Annotated in this window: 17 protein-coding genes; 3 read left to right on the top strand and 14 right to left on the bottom strand. The window is 71.0% G+C overall.

Annotation, left to right across the window (positions count from 1 at the left end; all coding sequences use genetic code 11):
• Positions 1–4: 4 nt before the first annotated feature.
• The 6 genes from TR46_RS17255 to TR46_RS17230 form a co-directional block, all read right to left on the bottom strand.
• On the bottom strand, positions 5–580 hold the full coding sequence (locus TR46_RS17255) for an NADH-quinone oxidoreductase subunit J family protein (RefSeq protein WP_042401478.1): 576 nt from the start codon (positions 578–580) through the stop codon (positions 5–7).
• Positions 577–1,128 carry a 4Fe-4S binding protein gene (locus tag TR46_RS17250; RefSeq protein ID WP_042401636.1) on the bottom strand — a complete coding sequence of 184 codons (552 nt, stop codon included), beginning with the start codon at positions 1,126–1,128 and terminating at the stop codon, positions 577–579. The genes TR46_RS17255 and TR46_RS17250 overlap by 4 nt, the downstream gene beginning before the upstream one ends.
• Before the next feature lie 167 nt (positions 1,129–1,295).
• Complete coding sequence (locus TR46_RS17245) at positions 1,296–2,258, bottom strand: complex I subunit 1/NuoH family protein (RefSeq protein WP_042401476.1); 963 nt, start codon at positions 2,256–2,258, stop codon at positions 1,296–1,298.
• The gene (locus TR46_RS17240; RefSeq protein WP_052432883.1) at positions 2,255–3,361 is read right to left on the bottom strand and encodes an NADH-quinone oxidoreductase subunit C; all 1,107 of its coding nucleotides are present in this window, start codon (positions 3,359–3,361) and stop codon (positions 2,255–2,257) included. The genes TR46_RS17245 and TR46_RS17240 overlap by 4 nt, the downstream gene beginning before the upstream one ends.
• A complete protein-coding gene (locus TR46_RS17235; protein WP_042401474.1) occupies positions 3,358–4,050 on the bottom strand; it encodes an NADH-quinone oxidoreductase subunit B in 693 nt (230 codons plus the stop codon). The genes TR46_RS17240 and TR46_RS17235 overlap by 4 nt, the downstream gene beginning before the upstream one ends.
• Positions 4,041–4,445 (bottom strand): NADH-quinone oxidoreductase subunit A, encoded by a 405-nt coding sequence (locus tag TR46_RS17230; RefSeq protein WP_236655364.1) that lies wholly within the window; start codon positions 4,443–4,445, stop codon positions 4,041–4,043. Before TR46_RS17230 ends, TR46_RS17235 begins: the two co-directional genes overlap by 10 nt.
• 228 nt (positions 4,446–4,673) lie before the next feature.
• Here TR46_RS17230 and TR46_RS17225 point away from each other — a divergent pair, with 228 nt between their 5' ends.
• From TR46_RS17225 to TR46_RS17215, 3 genes are all read left to right on the top strand, one after another.
• On the top strand, positions 4,674–5,900 hold the full coding sequence (locus tag TR46_RS17225) for a sensor histidine kinase (RefSeq protein WP_042401471.1): 1,227 nt from the start codon (positions 4,674–4,676) through the stop codon (positions 5,898–5,900).
• A gap of 168 nt (positions 5,901–6,068) precedes the next feature.
• Entirely contained in the window at positions 6,069–6,800 is a 732-nt protein-coding gene (locus TR46_RS38045) for an LppU/SCO3897 family protein (protein WP_052432882.1), read from the top strand.
• Between the two features lie 227 nt (positions 6,801–7,027).
• Positions 7,028–7,777: a sensor domain-containing protein gene (locus tag TR46_RS17215; RefSeq protein WP_084718622.1), complete on the top strand. Its 750-nt coding sequence runs from the start codon at positions 7,028–7,030 to the stop codon at positions 7,775–7,777.
• Between the two features lie 60 nt (positions 7,778–7,837).
• Here the strand turns inward: TR46_RS17215 and TR46_RS17210 are convergent, their stop codons facing one another.
• The 8 genes from TR46_RS17210 to TR46_RS38040 form a co-directional block, all read right to left on the bottom strand.
• Positions 7,838–9,580 carry an N-acyl-D-amino-acid deacylase family protein gene (locus TR46_RS17210; RefSeq protein ID WP_042401468.1) on the bottom strand — a complete coding sequence of 581 codons (1,743 nt, stop codon included), beginning with the start codon at positions 9,578–9,580 and terminating at the stop codon, positions 7,838–7,840.
• Between the two features lie 154 nt (positions 9,581–9,734).
• Complete coding sequence (locus tag TR46_RS17205; protein ID WP_042401465.1) at positions 9,735–10,862, bottom strand: LLM class flavin-dependent oxidoreductase; 1,128 nt, start codon at positions 10,860–10,862, stop codon at positions 9,735–9,737.
• A 148-nt stretch (positions 10,863–11,010) separates the two neighbouring features.
• Complete coding sequence (locus tag TR46_RS17200; RefSeq protein WP_042401461.1) at positions 11,011–11,850, bottom strand: SDR family NAD(P)-dependent oxidoreductase; 840 nt, start codon at positions 11,848–11,850, stop codon at positions 11,011–11,013.
• Between the two features lie 90 nt (positions 11,851–11,940).
• A complete protein-coding gene (locus tag TR46_RS17195; RefSeq protein ID WP_084718620.1) occupies positions 11,941–12,927 on the bottom strand; it encodes a TIGR03619 family F420-dependent LLM class oxidoreductase in 987 nt (328 codons plus the stop codon).
• A complete protein-coding gene (locus TR46_RS17190; RefSeq protein ID WP_042401460.1) occupies positions 12,920–14,149 on the bottom strand; it encodes an amidohydrolase family protein in 1,230 nt (409 codons plus the stop codon). The genes TR46_RS17195 and TR46_RS17190 overlap by 8 nt, the downstream gene beginning before the upstream one ends.
• Positions 14,150–14,433: 284 nt before the next feature.
• Positions 14,434–15,555 carry a S1C family serine protease gene (locus TR46_RS17185; protein WP_084718618.1) on the bottom strand — a complete coding sequence of 374 codons (1,122 nt, stop codon included), beginning with the start codon at positions 15,553–15,555 and terminating at the stop codon, positions 14,434–14,436.
• A 204-nt stretch (positions 15,556–15,759) separates the two neighbouring features.
• Positions 15,760–16,917 carry an acyl-CoA dehydrogenase family protein gene (locus TR46_RS17180; RefSeq protein WP_042401457.1) on the bottom strand — a complete coding sequence of 386 codons (1,158 nt, stop codon included), beginning with the start codon at positions 16,915–16,917 and terminating at the stop codon, positions 15,760–15,762.
• A gap of 235 nt (positions 16,918–17,152) precedes the next feature.
• Complete coding sequence (locus TR46_RS38040) at positions 17,153–20,395, bottom strand: N-acetylmuramoyl-L-alanine amidase (RefSeq protein WP_161790149.1); 3,243 nt, start codon at positions 20,393–20,395, stop codon at positions 17,153–17,155.
• Positions 20,396–20,602: the final 207 nt, after the last annotated feature.

The raw sequence follows: 20,602 nt of genomic DNA, 5'->3' as shown, positions 1-20,602 counted from the left end.
GGGGTCAGCCCTCCTCTCGGTGGCGGCGGGAGAGCACGATGGCGCCGACCAGGGCGGCGAGCAGAAGTACCGACAGGGCCTCGAAGGGCAGCACCCAGTAGCGGAAGAGCACCTCGCCGTTGGCCTGGGTACTGCCGTTGACCGAGGTGCTGCCGCTGGCCGGGAGGTCCATCCAGGTGCAGCGGAAGGCGTCGACGACCAGGGTGACCAGGGTGCCCGCGGCGACCACCGCCAAGCCCAGGGCGACCCAGCGGTTGCCCGAGTCGGCGTCCGGCGAGCGTCCGATCGGGGCCCTGGTGAGCATCAGCCCGAAGAGCACCAGGACGACGACCGAACCCAGGTAGATCAGCACCTGGACCCAGGCGATGAACTCGGCGGTGAGCAGCAGGTACTCGATGGCCAGGCCGCCGAGGGCCACCACCAGCCAGAGCGCGGCGTGCACCAGTTGGCTGGTGCTGACGGTGAGCACGGCAGCACCCAGGACGGCCAGGCCGACCAGCACGAAGACGATCTCGACACCGGTGGGTGACAGGAAGGAGTGGCCCTGGGAGCTCAGCGATGCGGCCAGCGCGGCGGTCACGGGGCGGGCTCCTCTCCCCCGGGCGGAGGGGTGGTGCCGGCCGACTCCTGCGCAGCTGCGGCTGCGGCCTCGGCAGCAGCATCGGCGGCGGCGAGTTTGTCGGCGGCCTTGCGGGCGGCGGCGATCTCCTTGGGCTCCTCGGCGGCGGGGTCCAGCGCGGGCGGCGGGGGAACGGTCCACATCCACTCGCGGAGCTTCTCCCGCTCATGGGTGAGCTCGAGGATGTCCGTCTCCGCGTACTCGAACTCCGGAGACCAGAACAGCGCGTCGAAAGGACAGACCTCAATGCAGATACCGCAGTACATGCAGAGCGAGAAGTCGATGGCGAAGCGGTCCAGCACATTGCGGGTGCGGGCCCTGGCGTTGGGCTCGGCCGCGGGCAGCGTCTCCTTGTGGGAGTCGATGTAGATGCACCAGTCGGGGCACTCCCGGGCGCAGAGCATGCAGACCGTGCAGTTCTCCTCCAGCAGCGCGATGACGCCGCGGGAGCGGGGCGGCAGCTCGGGCTGTGCGTCGGGGTACTGGTCGGTGACGCTGCGTCGGGTCATCGTGCGCAGCGTGACGGCCAGCCCCTTGGCCAGGCCGCGACCGGGGAAACCGCCGGAGCCGCCGGAGCGGCCGGAGTGGCCCGAGCCACGCTGGTGCGATTGGCCGGTGTGTCCGGTGTGCTCGGTGTGGCCGGTGGGACCGACGGAGCCGGAAGGGAGGGGCGGCACTAGGAGATCACCACCTTGACGATGCCGGTGAGGGCGAGCTGGGCGAGGGCGAGCGGGATCAGGAAGGTCCAGGCGAAGCGCATCAGCTGGTCCTCACGCAGCCGCGGATAGGTGACCCGCAGCCAGATCACCACGAAGGCGAGGGCGAATGTCTTCAGCAGGGTCCACAGCCAGCCGAGGTCCGCCGAGAGCGGACCGTGCCAGCCGCCCAGGAACAGCACGGCGGTGAGCGCGCAGAGCACCAGGATGCCTGCGTACTCGGAGAGCAGGAACAGCGCGAAGCGCAGCCCGGTGTACTCGGTGTAGGCGCCGAAGATGATCTCCGAATCGGCCACCGGCATGTCGAACGGCGGCCGCTGCAGCTCGGCCAGGCCCGAGGTGAAGAAGACGAAGCCGCCGACGATCTGCCAGGGCACCCACCACCAGTGGAACGCCCCGAGGATCCCGGTGAGCGACACGGTGCCGGCGGCCATCGCCACCGAGGCGGCGGCGAGCAGCATCGGCAGCTCGTAGGCCAGCAACTGCGCGGCACTGCGGACACCGCCGAGCAGGGAGAACTTGTTAGCGGAGGCCCAACCGGCCATCAGCGAACCGAGGACACCAATGCCCATGACGGCGAGCACGAAGAACAGGCCGGCGTCCAGCGCCTGCCCGACGAAACCGCCCGGACCGACCGGGATCGCGATGAGGACCAGGAGGTACGGCAGCAGGGCGACTGCAGGCGCAAGTTGGAAGATCCGTCGGTCCGCGCCGGCCGGGACGATGTCCTCCTTCTGTGCGAACTTCACCCCGTCCGCGACCAGCTGGGCCCAGCCGTGGAAGCCACCCGCGTACATGGGTCCGAGCCGGCCCTGCATATGGGCCATCACCTTGTGCTCGGTCTGCCCGATGACCAGGGGGAAGGTCAGGAACACCACCAGCACGGCGACACAGCGGAGCAGCGCTTCGAGCGCGGTGGTCATGCGTCGGCTCCAGTCGTTCCGTCCGGGTCGGTTCCGGTGCCGGCCGGGGGGTCCTGCTTCGGCGGCGGCACCGACTGCCAAGGAGCGTCGGGCGTCGGCGCGGGTGCCTCCGGCTTCGGCGCGGGCGCCTCGGGAGCGGGGCCGGAAGCAGGCCCCGGGCCGGGTGCCTCGCGTGCCTCCGGGTCCTGGGAGGCCGGGGACTGGCTCGCGGAGCCCTCGCCCACGCTGCGGTTGCGGCGCGGACGGTCGGCGCGGACCGCGCGTTCGCCCGGAGCGACAGCTCCCCCGGCCGGGTCGGCGGCGCCCGCACGTGGGCCCCGGGCCGCGCCGCGGGCCGGACGCTCGGCCACCGGCGGCAGGGTTCCGGCGAGCGGTCCCCACTCATTGGGGTCGGGCACGCCCGGCGGCAGCATCCGGCGCCGCGCAGCGGGGGCTCCCTCGCCGCCCTGGCCGTGGTCGCTCTCGCCCGGCTCCTTGGCCCCGGGCCACGCTTTGGCGACCCGGGCGGCGAGGACGAACTCCTTGCGGAGCGGGTAGCCCTCGAAACCGTCGGGAAGGAGCAGGGTGACCGGGTTGGGGTGGCCGGTGAAGTCGATGCCGAACATCTCGTGTGTCTCGCGCTCGTGCCAGCCGGCGCCGGCGAAGACACCGGTGGCGGTCGGCAGCACGGCCCCCTCGCGGGGGATGCGGGTGCGGAGCAGGAGGTGGCGCAGCGGGGGGCCCGAGGCCCGCGCCGCACCGCCCACGGCGGCGAGGTGGGCGACGACGGAGAAGCCTTCGGCCAGCTCGTCGACGGCGCTGAGCCAGTCGAAGTAGGACAGCCCGAGGGTGTCGCGGGCCGTGGTCAGCGCCTCGGTCCAGTGCTCGTCCGGGACGTCCACGGTGAGCAGCGCAAACGCCTCGGCGGCGGTGGCCCAGGGGCCGATCGCGGCCGCCGTCGCCTGCACCGGGTCGACTGCACCGGAGTCCGGCTGGCCGGTTGGGGTGGCCTCGGAAGGGTCCCTGTCGGGCGCGGCGGCCCCGGGAGGGGTCCCGTTGGGCGCGGCGGCCCCGGGAGGGGTCCCGTTGGGCGGAGTGGCCTCGGGCGGGGTGGCGTCGGTCACTGGGCCGTGCCCTCCTCGGCATCGGCCGGCGCGGCGTCCGGCGCCGGGGCCGGCAGCAGGGGGCGCTTCAGGGCCGCGGCCGGTACCGGGGCGGCCGGGTACTGGTCCGGGAGGGACTCGTGCGCGATCTTCTCCTGCAGTTTGAGGATGCCCTGCAGCAGCGCCTCCGGACGCGGCGGACAGCCGGGCACGTAGACGTCGACCGGGATGATCTGGTCGACGCCCTTGGTGACGGAGTAGGAGTCCCAGTAGGGGCCTCCGGAATTGGAGCAGGCGCCGAAGGAGATGACGTACTTGGGCTCGGGCATCTGCTCGTAGAGGCGCTTGATGGCCGGGGCCATCTTGTCCGTGACAGTGCCGGAGACGATCATGAGGTCGGCCTGGCGCGGACCGGGCGCGAAGGGGATGACGCCGAGTCGGATGAAGTCGTGCTTGGCCATGGAGGCGGCGATGAACTCGATGGCGCAGCAGGCGAGGCCGAAGTTGAAGCACCACAGGCTGTAGCGGCGGCCCCAGTTGAGCACCACCTTCACCGGGTCCGGCGCCAGCCGGGCCAGCGGGCCGAGGCGGCGCGGCTCGACGGCGCCGCCGGGCGCGGCCGGGTCGGGCATGCCCAGCGGGACCGGTCCTGCGAACGGGTCCTGCCCGTGCGAGTGCCCGTGCGAGTGGGGAGTGGGGGTCACGTCCATTCCAGGACGCCCTTCTTCCAGGCGTAGAGCAGTCCGACGGCGAGGAAGCCGATGAAGACGAACATTTCGATCAGCGTGCCCGCCCCGTAGCCCGGCTTTGCGAAGACCGTGGCCCAGGGAAACAGGTAGATCGCGTCCACAGCGAAGATCACATAGAGGAAGGCGTAGACGTAGTAGCGGATCTGGGTCTGCGCCCAGCCCTCCCCCACCGGGTCCACCCCGCACTCGTAGGCGAGCAGCTTCTCCTGCGTCGGCGCGTAGGGGCGCAGCAGCTGGTTGGCACCGAACGCCGAGGCCACGAACAGCACGCCGATCACAGCCAGCAGGCCGACCACGGCATAGGCGTGGAAGTAGCCCGACTGCTGGGAGGCGGCGACTGCCGCTCGTGCCTCCATGCTGCTCCGACCGCCTTTACGCATCCATGACGTTGGTTACTGCACGGGAGTCTAGGTCCACGGGCCGCCAGTCTGCGCACTCTGTCCACCCTGATCGCACGAGTGGTGGGGTTATCCCCCCTGTCACCATGCCTACCTGCCCCATCGTCATCGGCCCGGCGCGACGGCAGGCTGGGACCCGTAGGCAAGACGCCCCTGCGGCGGCCGGTTGTGACCGAGGATGGACCCATGCGAGACGACGACACCTGGACCGACTCATTTCGGGATCCCGTCAGAGCGCCGAAAGAGACTCCGGCGCGGCGGGGGCGCCCCGCGTTCGACCGCCGGATGTGGCGCGAGGCCGCCTTTCTGCTGGTGAACTTCCCGATCTCGCTGGTGGGCTTCGTGCTCACGGTGGTCGGGCTCTCGCTCGGCGCCGGGCTGATGGTCACCATCGTCGGCCTGTGGGTGCTCGCCGGCGCCCTGTTCGCGATCCGGGGCTACGGCGTCCTGGAGCGCGGCCTGGTGCGTTCGCTGCTCGACGAGGACATCGCCGAACCGCTGCCGGTCGGCGTCGGCCGCAACGCCGGCAGCAGCTGGCGCCGGTTCTTCGACATCTTCTCGGACGGCCTCGCCTGGCGGACCGCGCTCTACCTCTTCATCAAACTGCCCTGGGGCATCTTCACCTTCACCGTCACCCTGGTGGCTCTGCTCGTGCTGTGGCCGGTGCTGCCGTGGATCACCCACGGGCTGTCCAGCGTGGACCGGGCGCTCGCCTCCTCGCTGCTCGCCCCGGCCGACCTGACCGAGCGGGTCAAGGCGCTGGAACAGGACCGCGGCACCGTGGTCGACACCGCGGCGGCCGACCTGCGCCGGATCGAGCGCGATCTGCACGACGGCGCTCAGGCCCGGCTCGTGGCCCTGGCCATGGACCTCGGCCTGGCCAAGGAGAAGCTGACGGAGGACCCGGAGGCCGCGGCCAAGATGGTCGGCGACGCCCACGGCGAGGTGAAGCTGGTCCTGCAGGAGCTGCGCGACCTGGCCCGGGGGATACACCCGGCGGTGCTCACCGACCGCGGTCTGGACGCCGCGCTGTCGTCGGTCGCGACCCGTTGCACGGTGCCGGGCGGAGTGCGCGTCAACGCGGACCTGCCGGGCGGCGCGGACCGGGAGTCGCGCCCCGACTCCGCGGTGGAGGGCATCGCCTACTTCACCGTCAGCGAGCTGCTCACCAACATCTCCAAGCACGCGGGGGCGCGCACCGCGACCGTCGACGCGTGGCGCTCCGGCGACCATCTGATGCTGCAGATCCGCGACGACGGCAAGGGCGGCGCGACGGAGGAGCCCGGGGGCGGCCTGGCCGGCCTGGCCGAGCGGATCCGCGCGGTGGACGGAGTGTTCGTCGTCGACAGCCCGGTCGGCGGCCCGACCGTGGTCACTGTGGAACTGCCCTGGCGGACCAAGAACCGGCAGTGATCTTCGCGACACAGCTCCTCCGGAACTGACTGCCCTGCCCCGGTTTCTGATGGATTGGCCATCGGAACCGGGGCTCGTCCGGACAAGATTGCGCAACACCCCCTACATTGACGGCCCGTCGTCACTAAAGTTCCTCGACCGTTCCGACGCGAACAGACGAGGACCACGATGAGCACCCCTCCCTCCTACGGCCCCCAGCCCGGCGGCGGCCAGTACCCAGGGCAGGCCCCGAACAACCCCTACGCCGGAGCACCGGCTCAGCAGCCCAACCCCTACGCCGGAGCACCGGCCCAGCAGCAGCCCAACCCCTACGCCGGGGGGCCGGCCCAGCAGCAGCCCGACCCCTATGCCAAGGCGCCGGCACAGCCGCAGCAGCCCAGCCCTTACGCGGCGTCCCAGCCCGGCGCCCCGGCCGGCGCCCCGGGCCAGCAGCAGGCCTACCCGGCCGCGCCCGCCCAGCCGTATCCCAACCAGCAGTATCCGAACCAGCCGAACCAGGCCCCCGCCGGCGGCGCACCCTACGCGCAGCAGCCCCAGCAGGGCGCCGGCTGGCAGACCCCGCCACCGGCCAAGCGGTCGCTGGCGTCCAGGTTCGGCGGCAAGCTGGCGATACGCCTCGGCGTCCTGGTGGTCCTGATCATCGGCGGTGTCGTCTGGTCCCAGTTCAACGGCAGCCCCAGTACCGCGAAGGTCGGCGACTGCGTCCAGAACAAGGGCACGGACACAAACCCGGACGTGCACGTCATCAAGTGCAGCGACCCCAAAGCCGCCTACAAGGTCCTGAAGACCAGCAGCGGCAGTGACGACAGTGTCTGCACGGGCGTTGCCGGCACGGTGGTCACCTTCACCGAGACCGGCAGCGACAACTTGGTGCTCTGCCTCGGGAACAACACCCCCTGAGGCACCCCGAGGCATCCTGAGGTACCCCGAGGCACATCCTGAGGTATTCCTCGGGCGCTCGCTGAGGTATTCCTCGGGCGCTCGCTGAGGCGACCGGGGTGGGGTTAACCCCACCCCAAGACGGCCAGTTGCCCCAGCGCGGCCGCGCCGCCTTCCCGGCAGTCTGGAAGTACAGCAAAGGACAGCAGGGACATGGCGAGCACGGCCGACACGGGAGTGTGGACAGGATGAGCAGCAGTAGCGCAGCCAGGATGATCGGTGGCGGCCGCGGCTATGACTACGACGACTACGACGCCGACGGGTTCCCGCGCGAGCGGGGACGCCGGGCCGGGGACCGGGACCCGATGCCGCGCCCCGGTTTCCTCGCCGCGCCGTTCTCCTCCCGTACCTGGCGGGAGAGTCTGCACATGGTGGTCAACCTGCCGGTCGCCATCGTCTCCTTCACCTACGCCGTCACCATGTTCGCCCTGGGCGCGAGCCTGGTGGTGACCTTCCTGGGGATGCCGGTCCTGGCAGCCCTGATCGTCGGCTGCCGGGGCCTGGCCGCGATGGAGCGGGCCAGGACCCGGGCCACGCTGGGACTGGACGTGGCGGTCCCGGCGCCGCTGCGTCCGGCCCGGCCCGGGCTGATGGCCTGGATCGGGGCGGCGCTGAAGAGCGGCGCCGGGTGGCGCTCGGTGCTGTACAGCGTGCTGATGCTGCCGTTCGGCGTGCTGTCCTTCTCGCTCACGGTGACGCTGTGGGTGGCCGGCATCGGCTACGGCAGCTACCCGCTGTGGCAGTGGGTCTTCCCGCACTACGTCAACGTGCCGGGCCTGCAGCTCTACCAGAACAACGGCCACACCGTGTACCTGAGCAGCGTCCCGCAGATCGCCGGCGTCTGCGCCGCCGGATTGATCGTCGTGTTCATCACGCCCTGGGTGGTGCGCGGACTGGCCGGCGTCCAGCGGGGAATGGCCCGCGGGCTGCTGAAGTAGCAGGACAGACGTAGACAGAGAGCGAAGAGCAGCAGCGGGTGACAGCCAGCTGACAGATCGTCAGCGGGTCGCCACCGTACGGGTGTCGCGTCCGGAGCGGAGTACCGTTCCGGGCACGGCGCCCGTCAGTTTGTCGTCCCGCACCGTCTCCACCCCGTTGACCCGGACGCTCACCACGCCCTCCGCCCGCGAGTCCAGCCGGGGGCTGTCCCCGGGCAGGTCGTGGACCAGGGTGGCGGGCCCGGCGTCGATCCGCTCCGGGTCGAAGAGCACCAGGTCGGCGTAGTTGCCCTCGGCCACGGTGCCGCGGTCGCGCAGGCCGAACAGCTCGGCCGGGTCCGCGGTCAGCATCCGTACCGCCTGCTCCACCGGGACCAGCTTGCGCCGTCGCAGGCAGTCGCCGAGGAAGCGGGTGGTGTAGGGGGCGCCGCACATCCGGTCCAGGTGGGCGCCGGCGTCCGAGCCGCCGAGCATCACGTCCGGGTGCTGCCAGGTGTCGCGGCGCAGCTCCCAGCTGCCGGGGTCGTTGTCGGTGGGCATCGGCCACAGCACGGTGCGCAGCTGGTCCGCCGAGCAGATCTGCACCAGCGTGGCGAAGGGGTCCTGGCCGCGTTCGGCGGCGATGTCGCGGACCACCCGTCCGCTCAGGCCGTCGTTCCCGGCCGAGTAGGTGTCGCCGATGACATACCGTCCGAAGTCGGCGAGCCGGCGGAACACCCCGGCCTCAGGACTGTTGGCACGGCGCAGCATCTCGGCGCGGACCTCGGGGTCGGCCAGCCTGGCGATCCGCTCGGGGACCGGCAGGCCCAGGACCTCGCCCCAGCCGGGGATCAGGTTGAGCGCACAGAAGGTGCCCAGGCTCATGTTCATCGGGGTCAGGATGGGCATGGTCAGAGCGATGATGCGGCCGCCCGCCGCGCGGGCCCTGGACGAGGCCAGCAGCTGCCTCGGCACCCGCTCCGGGACGGCGGCGTCGATGGTGAGGACGTTCCAGTTGAGCGGCCGCCCGGCGGCCGCCGACATGTCGACGAAGAGCGCGATCTCGTCGTCGCTGAACTGGTCCAGGCAGCCGGCCACGATGGCCTCGATCTGGGTGCCCTCGAACTCCCCCACCGCCCGGCTGAGCGCCAGCAGCTCCTCGCGCCCGGCGTGCCGGGAGGCGACCGGTTTGCCGTCGCCGTCCGAGTGGGTGGAGGACTGGGTGGTGGACAGGCCCCAGGCGCCTTCGGCCATGGACCGCCGCAGCAGCATGACCATCGCCTCCAGCTGCTCCGGCGCCGGCTGCCCGCCGATCGCGTCCGGCCCCATCACATGGCGGCGCAGCGCGCAGTGGCCCACCATGAAGCCCGCGTTGACGGCGGTGTGCCCGTCCAGCGCCGCCAGGTACTCGCCGAAGCTGGACCAACCCCAGGGCACGCCCTCCTCCAGGGCCGCCAACGACATGCCCTCGACCCTGCACATCATCCGCCGGGTGTAGTCGGCGTCCTCGGGGCGGTCCGGGTTGAGCGGCGCCAGGGTGAAGCCGCAGTTGCCGCCCGCGACGGTGGTGACGCCGTGGCCCAGCGAGGGGGTGGCGTACGGGTCCCAGAACAGCTGGGCGTCGTAGTGGGTGTGCGGGTCGACGAAGCCGGGGCTGAGGATCAGGCCGGTGGCGTCCTCCACCGAGGCCGCGGACCCGGCCGAACCGGCGCCCGCCGCCTCGATGCTGACGATCCGTCCGGCCCGGATCCCGACGTCGGCGGTACGGGAGGGCGTGCCGGTGCCGTCCACCAGCGTGGCGCCCTGGATGAGGTGGTCGAGCATGGTCGGGTCCCTCCAGAGAGCAAGTTGTCGAAGGAGCGGTGCGTCGAAGGAGCGGGTGATCGGAAGCAGCGGGTGATCGGAAGGAGCGGGGCGGGTACGGGGTCGCAGGCCGCCGCTCCCCCGTACCCGCCCGGTCGTCGCCGTCAGGGCAGGGTCACGAACCTGCGGCCTGGCGGAAGCGGGTGGTGCGGTGCACCGGATCGGTGTCGATCTTCGGGATGACGTGCTCGCCGATCAGCCTGATGGTCGTCGCGGTGGCCTCCGGCGGGATGCCGATGGGCAGGCCGAACACCAGTTGGTCCGCCCCGGCCGACTCCCAGCGCTTGCACTGCGCCAGCACCTCGTCCGGATCGCCGCAGATGAGCAGCTCCTCGTCGATCAGCAGGTCGACGAGCTCCTCGGTGTACTCGGGGATCAGCTCCGGCCAGACCGGGATGCCCTCGATCCTGGGGAAGGTGTCGTGGTAGCGGAACAGCAGCGACTGCAGGTAGTTGAGCCCGCCCTCCACCGCGATCCGGCGCGCCTCCCGGCCGGTCTCGGCGCAGATCGCGGTCGAGGTCACCATCACGTTGTCGTTGACGAAGGCGCCGATCGGCTCGGCGTCCCTGACCGCGTTCTTGTAGGAGTCGACCACCCACTCCATGTCGGAGACCTTCTGCACGCTGAAACCCAGCACGCCCAGCCCCTTGCGGGCGGCCATCGCGTACGAGGAGGGGCTGCCGGCCGCGTACCACATGGCCGGGTGCGCGGGGCCGAACGGCTTGGGGAGCACCTTCCGCGGGGGCAGCGACCAGTGCTTGCCCTGGAAGCCCTGGTACTCGTCCTGGAGCCACATCTTGGGGAACTCCCCGATGGTCTCCTCCCAGATCTCCTTGGTGTCGTCCATGGAGGCAAGGTCCGGCATGAAGCCGAGGATCTCGTGGCTGCCGGCGCCCCGGCCGCTGCCGAACTCGAAGCGGTTGCCGCTGAGGTGGTCCAGCATGGCGACCCGCTCGGCGACCTTGACCGGGTGGTTGACCTTGGCCAGCGGGTTGAAGATGCCCGAGCCCAGGTGGATCCGCGAGGTGGCGTGGGTGAGGTAGCCGATGGCCACGTCGTTGGCGGACAGGTGGGAGTACTCCTCCAGGAAGTGGTGCTCGGTGAGCCAGGCGTACTTGAAGCCGGCCCGGTCCGCCTGGACGACGTAGTCCATCTCCTCCATCAGGGCGTGGTGCTCGGCCAGTGGGTCGGCCAGGGAACGACTCCTGGGTACGTAGCCCTGGATGAAGATGCCGAACTCCATCGGTTCACCGTCCTGTCGATGTGGTCCTGCCGATGTGACTGTCCCTCAATAAATCTGACGGCCCATCAGATACGGGTTCGACTCTTTCAGCGGGAGCACGAGCAGTCAAGGGACGGCTGCCCGTCAACCCGGTCCACCGGTTGCCCCGTCAGTCGATCGACACACCGGCCAGCCAGCCGCCGTCGACGATGACCGGCTGACCGGTGATGTAGGAGGAGTCCTCCGAGGTCAGGAAGAGCGCCAGCTTGGCGATCTCGTCGGCCCGGCCGATCCGGCCCAGCGGGATCACCCGCCCGTAGAGCTCGGCGGTGGCCGCCGCGATCGCGGCCCCGTCCTCGGCGCTCATCATCGGCTCCCCGCTGTCGCCGACGAAGACATTGGCCGGGTTGGCCATCGGGGTGTCCACCGAGCCGGGGCAGATGGCGTTCACCCGGATCCCCTTGGGCGCCAGCTCCAGCGCGGCCACCCTGGTCATGCTGAGGATGGCGCCCTTGGTGGCCGCGTACGAGGTGAGCATCGCCATCCCGGCCTGCGCGGTGTAGGAGGCGGTGTTGACGATGGAGCCGCCGCCGGCCGCCTCGATCAGCGGGGCCGCCGCCCGCATCCCCAGGAAGCAGCCGACCTGGTTCACCCGCACCACCGTCAGGTACTCCTGCAGCGGGGTGCTGACCAGCTCGTTGAGCCGCAGGATGCCGGCGTTGTTGACCAGCCCGTCCAGCCGCCCGTACGCATCGGTGCAGGCCTGCACCGCCGCCGCCCAGTCGTCCTCACTGCTGACGTCCAGGTGCTGGTAGCGCACCCGGCCGTCGCCGAACTGCTGGCCCAGCTCCTTGGCCAGCGCCTCGCCGAGGTCGTCCAGCACGTCGGCGACCACCACCTGCGCGCCCTCGGCGGCGAACAGCCGGGCCTCCTGCTCGCCCTGGCCCCGGGCGGCTCCGGTGATGAGTACGGTCCGGCCCGCGAGCCTGGCTCCCTGCGACGAAGGCATGCTGACTCCAACTCTCGATGGGAAGGTAGGAAGTGCATAGGTACAAGGCGCTTGACGTCGCGTCAGATCCGAAACGTCAGATCCGTCGCGTCAGATCAGCGGGACGACCTCGGCCGCGATCCGCTCCAACTGCTCCAGGTACTCGTCGGCGCTGCGGCTGCGCGGGCGCAGCTGCAGATGGGTGGCGCCCACGGCGACATAGGCCCGGAGCGTCTCCGCCAGCTGCTCGGGCTTGCCGCTGACCGAGCGCCGTCCGATCTCCCAGTCCGGCTCGCCGACGAACAGCGCCGGCGGGATGACATTGACCGCGAAGGGGCCGCTACGACCGGCCTGCTCCCTGGTGGCGCGGATCAGCTCCAGCTGGGCGGGCAGCGCGTCGGCCGCGTCACCCTGTGACAGCCAGCCCTCGCCCAGCAGCACCGCCCGGCGCACCGCGCGCGGCGAGGAGCCGCCCACCCACAGCGGCGGGCGCGGACGCTGCACCGGACGCGGGCTGACGGCCAGACCGCTGAACGGGAAGCGCGGGCCCGGGTGCTCCGGGTACTCCTCGCGCAGTGCGGCGTCCAGGGCCACCAGGGTCTCGTCCAGGATCGCGCCGCGCTGGTGGAAGTCCACGCCCAGCGCCTCGAACTCCTCCGGGACATGGCCCGCACCCACGCCCAGCACCAGCCGGCCGCCGCTGAGCAGGTCCAGGGTGGCGTACTGCTTGGCCGACAGCAGCGGGTGCCGCAGCGGCAGCACCGCGACATGCGACATCAGCCGGGTCCGGGTGGTCAGCGCGGCCAGCCAGCCGAGCGTGGACACCGGGTCGTACCAGGTCGCGCCCATCGGGCCGGCCAGCCGCTCGGGGATGGCGACGTGGTCGCAGACCGCGACGTAGTCGAAGCCCAGGCGGTCGGCCGCCTGCGCGGCCCGGGCCAGTTCGGCCGGTCCGGCCCGGGTCTCCCAGGGTTCGCAGTAGATCGTGCTCTGCGACTGGACCGGCAGCTGGACGCCGTACGAAGGAGTGGGCGCGGGGCTGTTCGGGGGGGTATTCGCGGGAGTATTCGAGGGAGCGGGCGCGGCGGCGTCAGACACCGGTGGCCCCCTTCCACAGTCCCTCGGGCGTCAGGTCCAGCAGCCGGATGGCATTGCCGCGCACCAGCTGCTCCACCACGTCCGCCTCCAGATGGCCCATCTGCGACTCGGCAACCTCGCGGCTCCTGGGCCAGGTCGAGTCCGAGTGCGGGTAGTCGGTCTCGTAGAGGACGTTGGCGGCGCCGATCGCGTCCAGGTTCCTGACCCCGTGCGGGTCGTCGAAGAAGCAGCCGTAGATGTGCTCGGCGAACAGCTCGCTGGGGCGGGTCAGCACCTTGTCGGCGACGCCGCCCCAGGCCGCGTTCTCCTCCCACACCACGTCGGCCCGGGCCAGGATGTAGGGGATCCAGCCGATCTGGCCCTCGGCGTACATGATGTTCAGCCCGGGGAACCGGTCGAACTTGCCGCTCATCAGCCAGTCCACCATCGAGAAGCAGCAGTTGGCGAAGGTGATGGTGGAGCCGACGGCCGGGGGCGCGTCCGCCGAGGTGGACGGCATCCGGGAGGAGGAGCCGATGTGCATGGCGATGACCGTGCCGGTCTCCTCGCAGGCGCGCAGGAACGGGTCCCAGGCGTCGGTGTGGATGCTGGGCAGCCCCAGGTGCGGCGGTATCTCGCTGAAGCAGACCGCCCGCACGCCGCGGGCCGCGTTGCGGCGGACCTCCGCCGCCGCCAGCCCGGCGTCCCACAGCGGCACGATCCCCAGCGGGATCATCCGGCCCCGGGCCGCCGGCCCGCACCACTCCTCGACCATCCAGTCGTTGTAGGCGCGCACGCACAGCAGGCCCAGCTCGTGGTCCTTGGCCTCGGTGAAGGTCTGGCCGCAGAAGCGCGGGAAGGTCGGGAAGCAGAGCGCCGACTGGACGTGGTTGACGTCCATGTCCTCCAGCCGCTCGGGTATCGAGAACGAACCCGGACGCATCTGCTGAAACGTGATCGCCTCCAGCCGCACCTCCTCCCTGGGGTAGCCGACGGCGGTGTCCAGCCTGGTCAGCGGGCGGTGCAGGTCCTCGTAGACCCACCAGTCGGCGATGGTGCCCTCGCTGCCGGGCGCCCCCATCCTCGGGGCGAAGCGTCCCCCGACGAAGGTCATCTCGGCGAGCGGGGCTCGGACGATGCGCGGGCCGGTCCCGCGGTACTTGGCGGGCAGGCGGTCCTGCCAGACGTCGGGCGGCTCGACGGTGTGGTCGTCCACCGAAATGATCCAGGGGAAGCTCTCCATGCCCGCCAGGCTAGCGCCGATCTGACGATCCGTCAGGAGTCGTGCAGCAACCCGGTCCGGGACCGGTACGTGGAAGCGTCCCGCTGCTCCGCAGTGCAGCGGGACGCTTCCCCGCCCCGCGCAGACAGGCAGCACATACGCGGGGCGGCGGGGCGGTTGGGCTCAGAGGGCGCGGTGCCCGGGGGTGCGTTGCCCGGGGGTGCGTTGCCCGGGGGCACGGCGCCCGGGGGTGCGTTGCCCGGGGGTGCGTTGCCCCGGGCTGCCGCGCCCAGGGGGTTCGGCGCTCACGGGGCGGCCAGGGTGCCGAGGGTGACGGACGCGGTCCTGGTCGCGCCGTCGCGTACAAAGGTGACCTGGACCTGCAGCCCCGGCTGCAGCCCGGCCAGCACCTCGCTCAGCTCGTTGGAGCTGGCGACTGCGGTGCCGCCGATCTTGGTGATCACGTCCCCGGCCTTGATGCCCGCCTTGTCGGCCGGACCGCCACTGGTCACCGAGACCACGCCGGCCCCGGTCTCGGTGTCGCCGCCGCTGGTGAGCACCGTGCGCGAGGTGATCCCGAGCGCGGCCCGGCCCGAGTTGGTGACCTTGCCGTTCTTGATCATCTGGTCGGCGAGGCTGACCACCGCCGAGGCCGGGATGGCGAAGCCGATGCCCGGCGCCTGGGCGCCGCTCTCGCCGGACGTCGCCGCCAGGGTGTTGATACCGACCACCTGGTCCGCCAGGTTGACCAGCGCGCCCCCGCTGTTGCCCGGGTTGATCGCCGCCGAGGTCTGCACCATGTTGGGGATGGTCGCGCCCTGCGATTCCGCGGTCGCGGGCTCCGACACGGTGCGCCCGACGGCCGACACGATGCCCTGGGTGACGCTGCTCTCCAGGCCCAGCGGATTGCCCATGGCCAGCACGATCTGGCCGACGTCGACCTTGCTGCTGTCCACGAAGGCGGCCGGCCTGATGTCGGAGGGCGGGTTGGTCAGCTTGATCACCGCGAGGTCGCTGGCCGGGTAGGAGTAGACCAGCGTCGCGTCCAGGGTGGCGGAGCTGTCGGCGAGGGTGACCTTGAAGCTGCGCCCGGTGCCGATGACATGGGCATTGGTGACGATGTCGCCCCTGTGGTCGTAGACGATGCCGGAGCCGAGGCTCTCACCTGCGGTGATCTGGACGACGGAGGGGAGGACGGCCTTGACGGTGTTCTGATAGTCCGTCTGCAGGTCGCTGCCGGCGCCGGTCCCGGCGGCACCGCTCGCCGCCGCACTGGCGGTGCCGCCGCTCTTCCACCCGTTGGAGGCGTCCTTGGACGAGCCGCTGCTGCACCCCGCCGCCGCGGCGAGCACCAGGCCGACCGTGAGCACCAGGCAGGGACTGCGGAGCGGCAGTGGACGGGAAGTGCCGGAGCCAGCGCTCTCCATGGGTGCGACCTTCCTGTCGGGCGGCCCGCCGAGCAGAGCTGCCGTGGGAGATATGCACCTATTGTCCTGTTTACTCCCCAAGACAACGGGAGGCGCGCCCCAGCGCTCACGGAAAACCGCACACGGAAAACCCCGGCACGGACGGAAGGACTCCGCCCGTGCCGGGGGTGGGGGTGCGCCGACGCTGCGGACCGGGGTGGGGTCCTACAGGCCGAGCGACTTGGCGATCACGAGCTTCATGACCTCGCTGGTGCCGCCGTAGATGCGGAACACCCGGTTGTCCGCGTAGAGGCGGGCGATCGGGTACTCCAGGATGTAGCCGTAGCCGCCGTGCAGCTGCAGGCAGCGGTCGACCACCCGGGAGCAGACCTCGGTGGTGAACAGCTTGGCCTTGGCCACGTCCGAGGCGGTCAGGTCGCCGGTCTCGAACTGCTCCAGCGCGCGGTCCACGACCGCCTGGGCCGCGTCGACCTCGGCCTCGCACGCGGCGATCTCGAACTTGGTGTTCTGGAACTCGGACACCGACTGCCCGAAGACCTTGCGGTCCTTGGTGTAGGAGACGGCCAGGTCCACCGCGGCGCGGGCGGCGGCGTAGGCGCCGACGGCGATGGCCAGGCGCTCCTGCACCAGGTTGTGGGCCAGGTAGAAGAAGCCCTTGCCCTCCTCGCCCAGCAGGTTCTCGACCGGCACCTTGACGTCGACGAAGGACAGCTCGGCGGTGTCCGAGGTGCGCAGGCCGATCTTGTCCAGCTTGCGGCCGACGGTGTAGCCCTCGCTGGTGGTGTCGACGCAGAGGATGGAGAGGCCGGTGCGGCGGTTCTCCGGGGTGGCCGGGGAGGTGCGGGCGACGACCAGCATCAGGTCGGCCTGGACACCGCCGGTGATGAAGGTCTTGGCGCCGTTGAGGACGTAGTGGGTGCCGTCCTCGGAGAGCTTGGCGTTGGTGGTCATCCCGGCCAGGTCGGAGCCGGTGCCCGGCTCGGTCATGGCGATGGCGGTCATCATCTCGCCGGAGACGAACTTGGGCAGCCAGCGCTTCTTCTGCTCGTCGCTGCCGTACTCCATCAGGTACGGCAGGCACAGCCCGGTGTGCACCCCGGAGCCGCCGAAGCTGACGCCGGCCCGGGCGCACTCCTCGGTGACGATCGCCTGGTACTTGAAGCCGTGCATGCCGGCGCCGCCGAACTCCTCCGGCACCTCGATGCCGAAGACACCCAGCTCGCCGAGCTTCCGGTAGAACTCCTTGGGAGCCCGTCCGGCCTGCTCCCACTCGGGGTAGACCGGTACGACCTCCTTGGTGATGAAGTCGCGGATGGTGTCCCGGAACGCCTCGTGGTCCTCGGTGAATACGGTGCGGCGCACGATGGCGCTCCTCTCCTGAGCCTGACAGGTCCGACTGGTCGAACGAACGTTAAGTTAATCGCCAGTAGCGTGTTCTGTCCAGGGAGGGCGGGTGTGATGTGAGCCGGGCGCAAAGACCGTCCGGCCGCCGAGCAGAACGCTCGATAGGGATCCGGAGGACGCCGCTGCCCCCGCGACCAGGGTCGCGGGGGCAGCGGCGTCCGGAGTGCTTCCGCAGTGCCTGCGGGAGCGGTCGCTAGGAGGTGAAGTACCCGGTGATGTCGGCCACCAGGTCGACCGTCCCGGCGTAGTTGTAGAAGTCCACCACACCGTTCCTCACCGGCACCACCACCAGGTTGGGGATGGTCTGGCCGGCGACGAAGTTCAGGTTGGAGGCGGTCGGCCGGGTGATCCCGTCCGGGTACACCGTCACCACGCCGGCCGTGCTGGGCCCGACCGCCGTGACGTTCATGACCACCGCGGTCACCCCGGTCGACGGCAGCCCGTTCACTCCGGCGACCGTCAGCTTCACCGTGCCGCCCGCGGCGACCCGGGCCTTGGGGACACCGGTGCCGTCCCGGGTGTCCATCACCCGCTTCGGACCGGCGGTGACGTACGAGGCGCCGGACCCCTGGGTGAAGTAGCCGGTGATGTCGGCCACCAGGTCGACCGTCCCGGCGTAGTTGTAGAAGTCCACCACACCGTTCGCCCCCACCGGGACGATGACCAGGTTGGGGATGGTCTGGCCGGCGGCGAAGTTCAGATTGGAGGCGGTCGGCCGGGTGATCCCGTCCGGGTACACCGTCACCACGCCGGTCGTGCTGGGCCCGACCGCCGTGACGTTCATGACCACCGCGGTCACTCCGGTCGACGGGAGCCCGTTCGCGCCGGCGACCTTGAGCTTCACCGTGCCGCCCGCGGCGACCCGGGCCTTGGGGACACCGGTGCCGTCCCGGGTGTCCATCGCCCGGACCGGACCGGCGCTGGAGAAGGTCGAGCCGTTCGTGGCCGTGGTCGAGTAGTAGCCGGTGATGTCGGCCACCAGGTCGACGGAGCCGGCGTTGACGGCGAAGTCCACCTTGCCGTCCACCACCGGGACCACCGCGAGGTTCGGCATCACCGCGCCGGCCGTGAGGTTGAGGTTCGAGGTGGCGGGCTGCGCCACCCCGTCCGGGTAGACCGTGACGAACGAGGCACTGGTCGGCCTGACCGCGGTGACGTTCATGACCACGGCGGTGACCCCGGTCGAGGGGATCCCGTCGGCCCCGGCGATCTGCAGCACCCGCGGCTTGCCCGCCACGACCGGGGCCTGCGCCCCGCCGATGGTGGTCCGGGTGTCCAGTGCGCGGGTCGGGCCGCTCGGGACGAAGGTGCCCTTGGGCGGCGCGGCCGCGGTGACCACCTGGACGTCGGAGGCCTTCACGTACGCGATCCGGTGGTTGTAGCGGATCGGGTAGTACTTGGTCTGCGAGATGATCTCGGTGTTCGCAGCGGGCGCCGGGCAGGTGGCGCTGGAGGTGTCGGTGTCGGCGTAGTAGTCACCGCTCACCGCTGCCTCGGCGACATAGGCCTGACCGACCGGGATGGTGTACGACAGCGGGGCGACGACCTGGTTGGGGCACTTGGTCGGGTCCGCCAGGTAGGCCACCGCCCCCGTGTAGTCGGAGGCCTCGGGGTAGTAGCGCCCGTACACCGGCACCGACGCACTGCCGCTGGGCTGGACGATGAGCTGGCCCGGATGGGTGTTGGCGACCGTGTTGCTGCCGTTGGGGTTGTAGAACCAGGCCTTCTGCCCGCCGTACCAGACGGCGGTCCAGTCACCGCTGATGTCGGCGACGACGAAGCTCTGGCCGTAGACGGCCTTGTCGCTGACGTCGGCGATCTCGGTGGTGCCGCTGGCCATGCCGGTCGCGGTCAGCAGCGAGTCGTTGATCAGACCGGAGCCGGTCGAAGCGCCCTTGTAGAGGTAGACGAAGTTGGCGGCGTGCGCCGGGCAGGCGTCACTGCCGCCCCCGCCGCTGGTGTCGCAACCGGTCAGCGCCGGGGCTCCGGTGCTGCTGTAGGCCGGGGCGATGGTGACCGTGCCGCCCTTGACCAGGGTGCCGCTGCCGGCCGGGGGGGCGCCCAGCAGGCTGAGGAAGTAGCTCCAGTCGAAGTACGCCCCCGGGTCCCAGTGCTGGGAACCCACCGTGCTGTTCAGTGCGTAGGCGGCGTCGTCGTGGCCCAGGATGTGGTCCCGGTCCAGCGGGATGTTGTACTTCGCCGCGACATAGCTCACCAGCGCCGCGTCGGTCAGGTACTGCGGCTGGGCGATCCAGGTGCCGGCGGTGTTGCCGGCGGCGCTGCCGCCACCGGCGAAGCCGACGTTCTCGATGCCCACCGAGTGGAGGTTGATCGACTTGTTGGCGGCGTGGATTGCGGCGTCCTCGAGGGACACCATCTGGGTCACCGTGCCGTTGGCGTCGACGATGTAGTGCGTGCTGTTGCCCGAGGCCTGCAGCTCGGCGATCGCCCCGGCCGTGGTGGGGCCCTCGGTCGTGTGCAGCACGATCGTGGTGATGCCGTTGCCGTCGGTGGGACGGTTGCCGGCGTAGTAGTTGTTGGCGTCGGCCGGAACGAAGGTGCAGGTGACCGTGGTCGGGCACTCGGTCGCCGCAGTGGCGGAGGCGCCCACGGCCGCCGCGCGCAGACCCAGCCCGCTGGTCTGCTGGGTGCCGGTCGCGGCAGCCGGCACGGTCACGGCCGGGCTGGCGGCCAGCGCCACCGTCTGGTTGTCCGCCGTGGTGCGGGAGGCACCGCTGTGGATGGTCAGGAAGACCTGGTCGGCGAAGCCGGTGGCGGCCTTCTGGTCCGAGGCCTGCGAGTAGGCGGCGACCGCGCCGAACCAGTCGGCCGGGTCCCCGGACAGCGGGTGCTTCAGCTTGCTCTGGTACGAGGCCAGCAGCGCGGCCCCGCCGCGGATGCTCTGCCTGCTGTCGCCGCGCAGCGCCGTGGCGGGCTGGTGGATCAGCCCGGCCGCGGTGTCCAGCGTGTGCAGCGCCGGGGACTTGCTCGCGGACCTGTCGTTCACCAGCGCCATCAGCGCCGCGCTCGGCGTGCGCGGCTTGCTGCCGTCGCCCGCCTCGTCCTCCTCGGCCGCGACCTGGGCGACCGTGAGCGGCGCCGCCGTCGACTCAGCGACCTGGGTGAGCCCCATGACGTTGTAGTTGCCCGTGGTGCTCGGCTGACCCTGGTGCGACTCCCACTGGGTCTCCTGGTACGAGACGGCCAGGAGGACGCTCTCCGGCACCTTGAACTCGGCCGCCGCCGCTGCGAAGTCGTCCTGCAGCGTGCTCCCGGCCGAGGTCGCCAGGGCGGCCGACGACGCGTCGACCGCTCCGGGCGCGGGCTTCGTGGGCGCCGCTTCCGCGACCGCTCCCACCACCAGCGCTGCTGCCGCCAGTGCGACGCCGACTCCGGCGCCTATTCGAGATTTCTTCCGACTGTGCCTTGCTGCCACCGCAGTGCCCCTGCCCTGAATCCGAGTAGCGGGGCAGTAACGACATGGCGGACTGCCCCCAATGCGCGTGTCTCGTCAGTCCGCGTCTGCTGTCGCGTCCGACTGAAGTCAAATCCCCCGGCGATCGAACACATGACGAATGATGGATGAGGCTAGCAGTCATGGGGCTGTCCATGACCATTGGGGCCACTGTTCCACGGCTGTTCG

The organism is Streptacidiphilus carbonis, assembly GCF_000787775.1.
In the GTDB taxonomy this organism is placed as follows: Bacteria; Actinomycetota; Actinomycetes; order Streptomycetales; family Streptomycetaceae; genus Streptacidiphilus; species Streptacidiphilus carbonis.
This window is presented reverse-complemented; position numbering and strand designations above follow the sequence as displayed.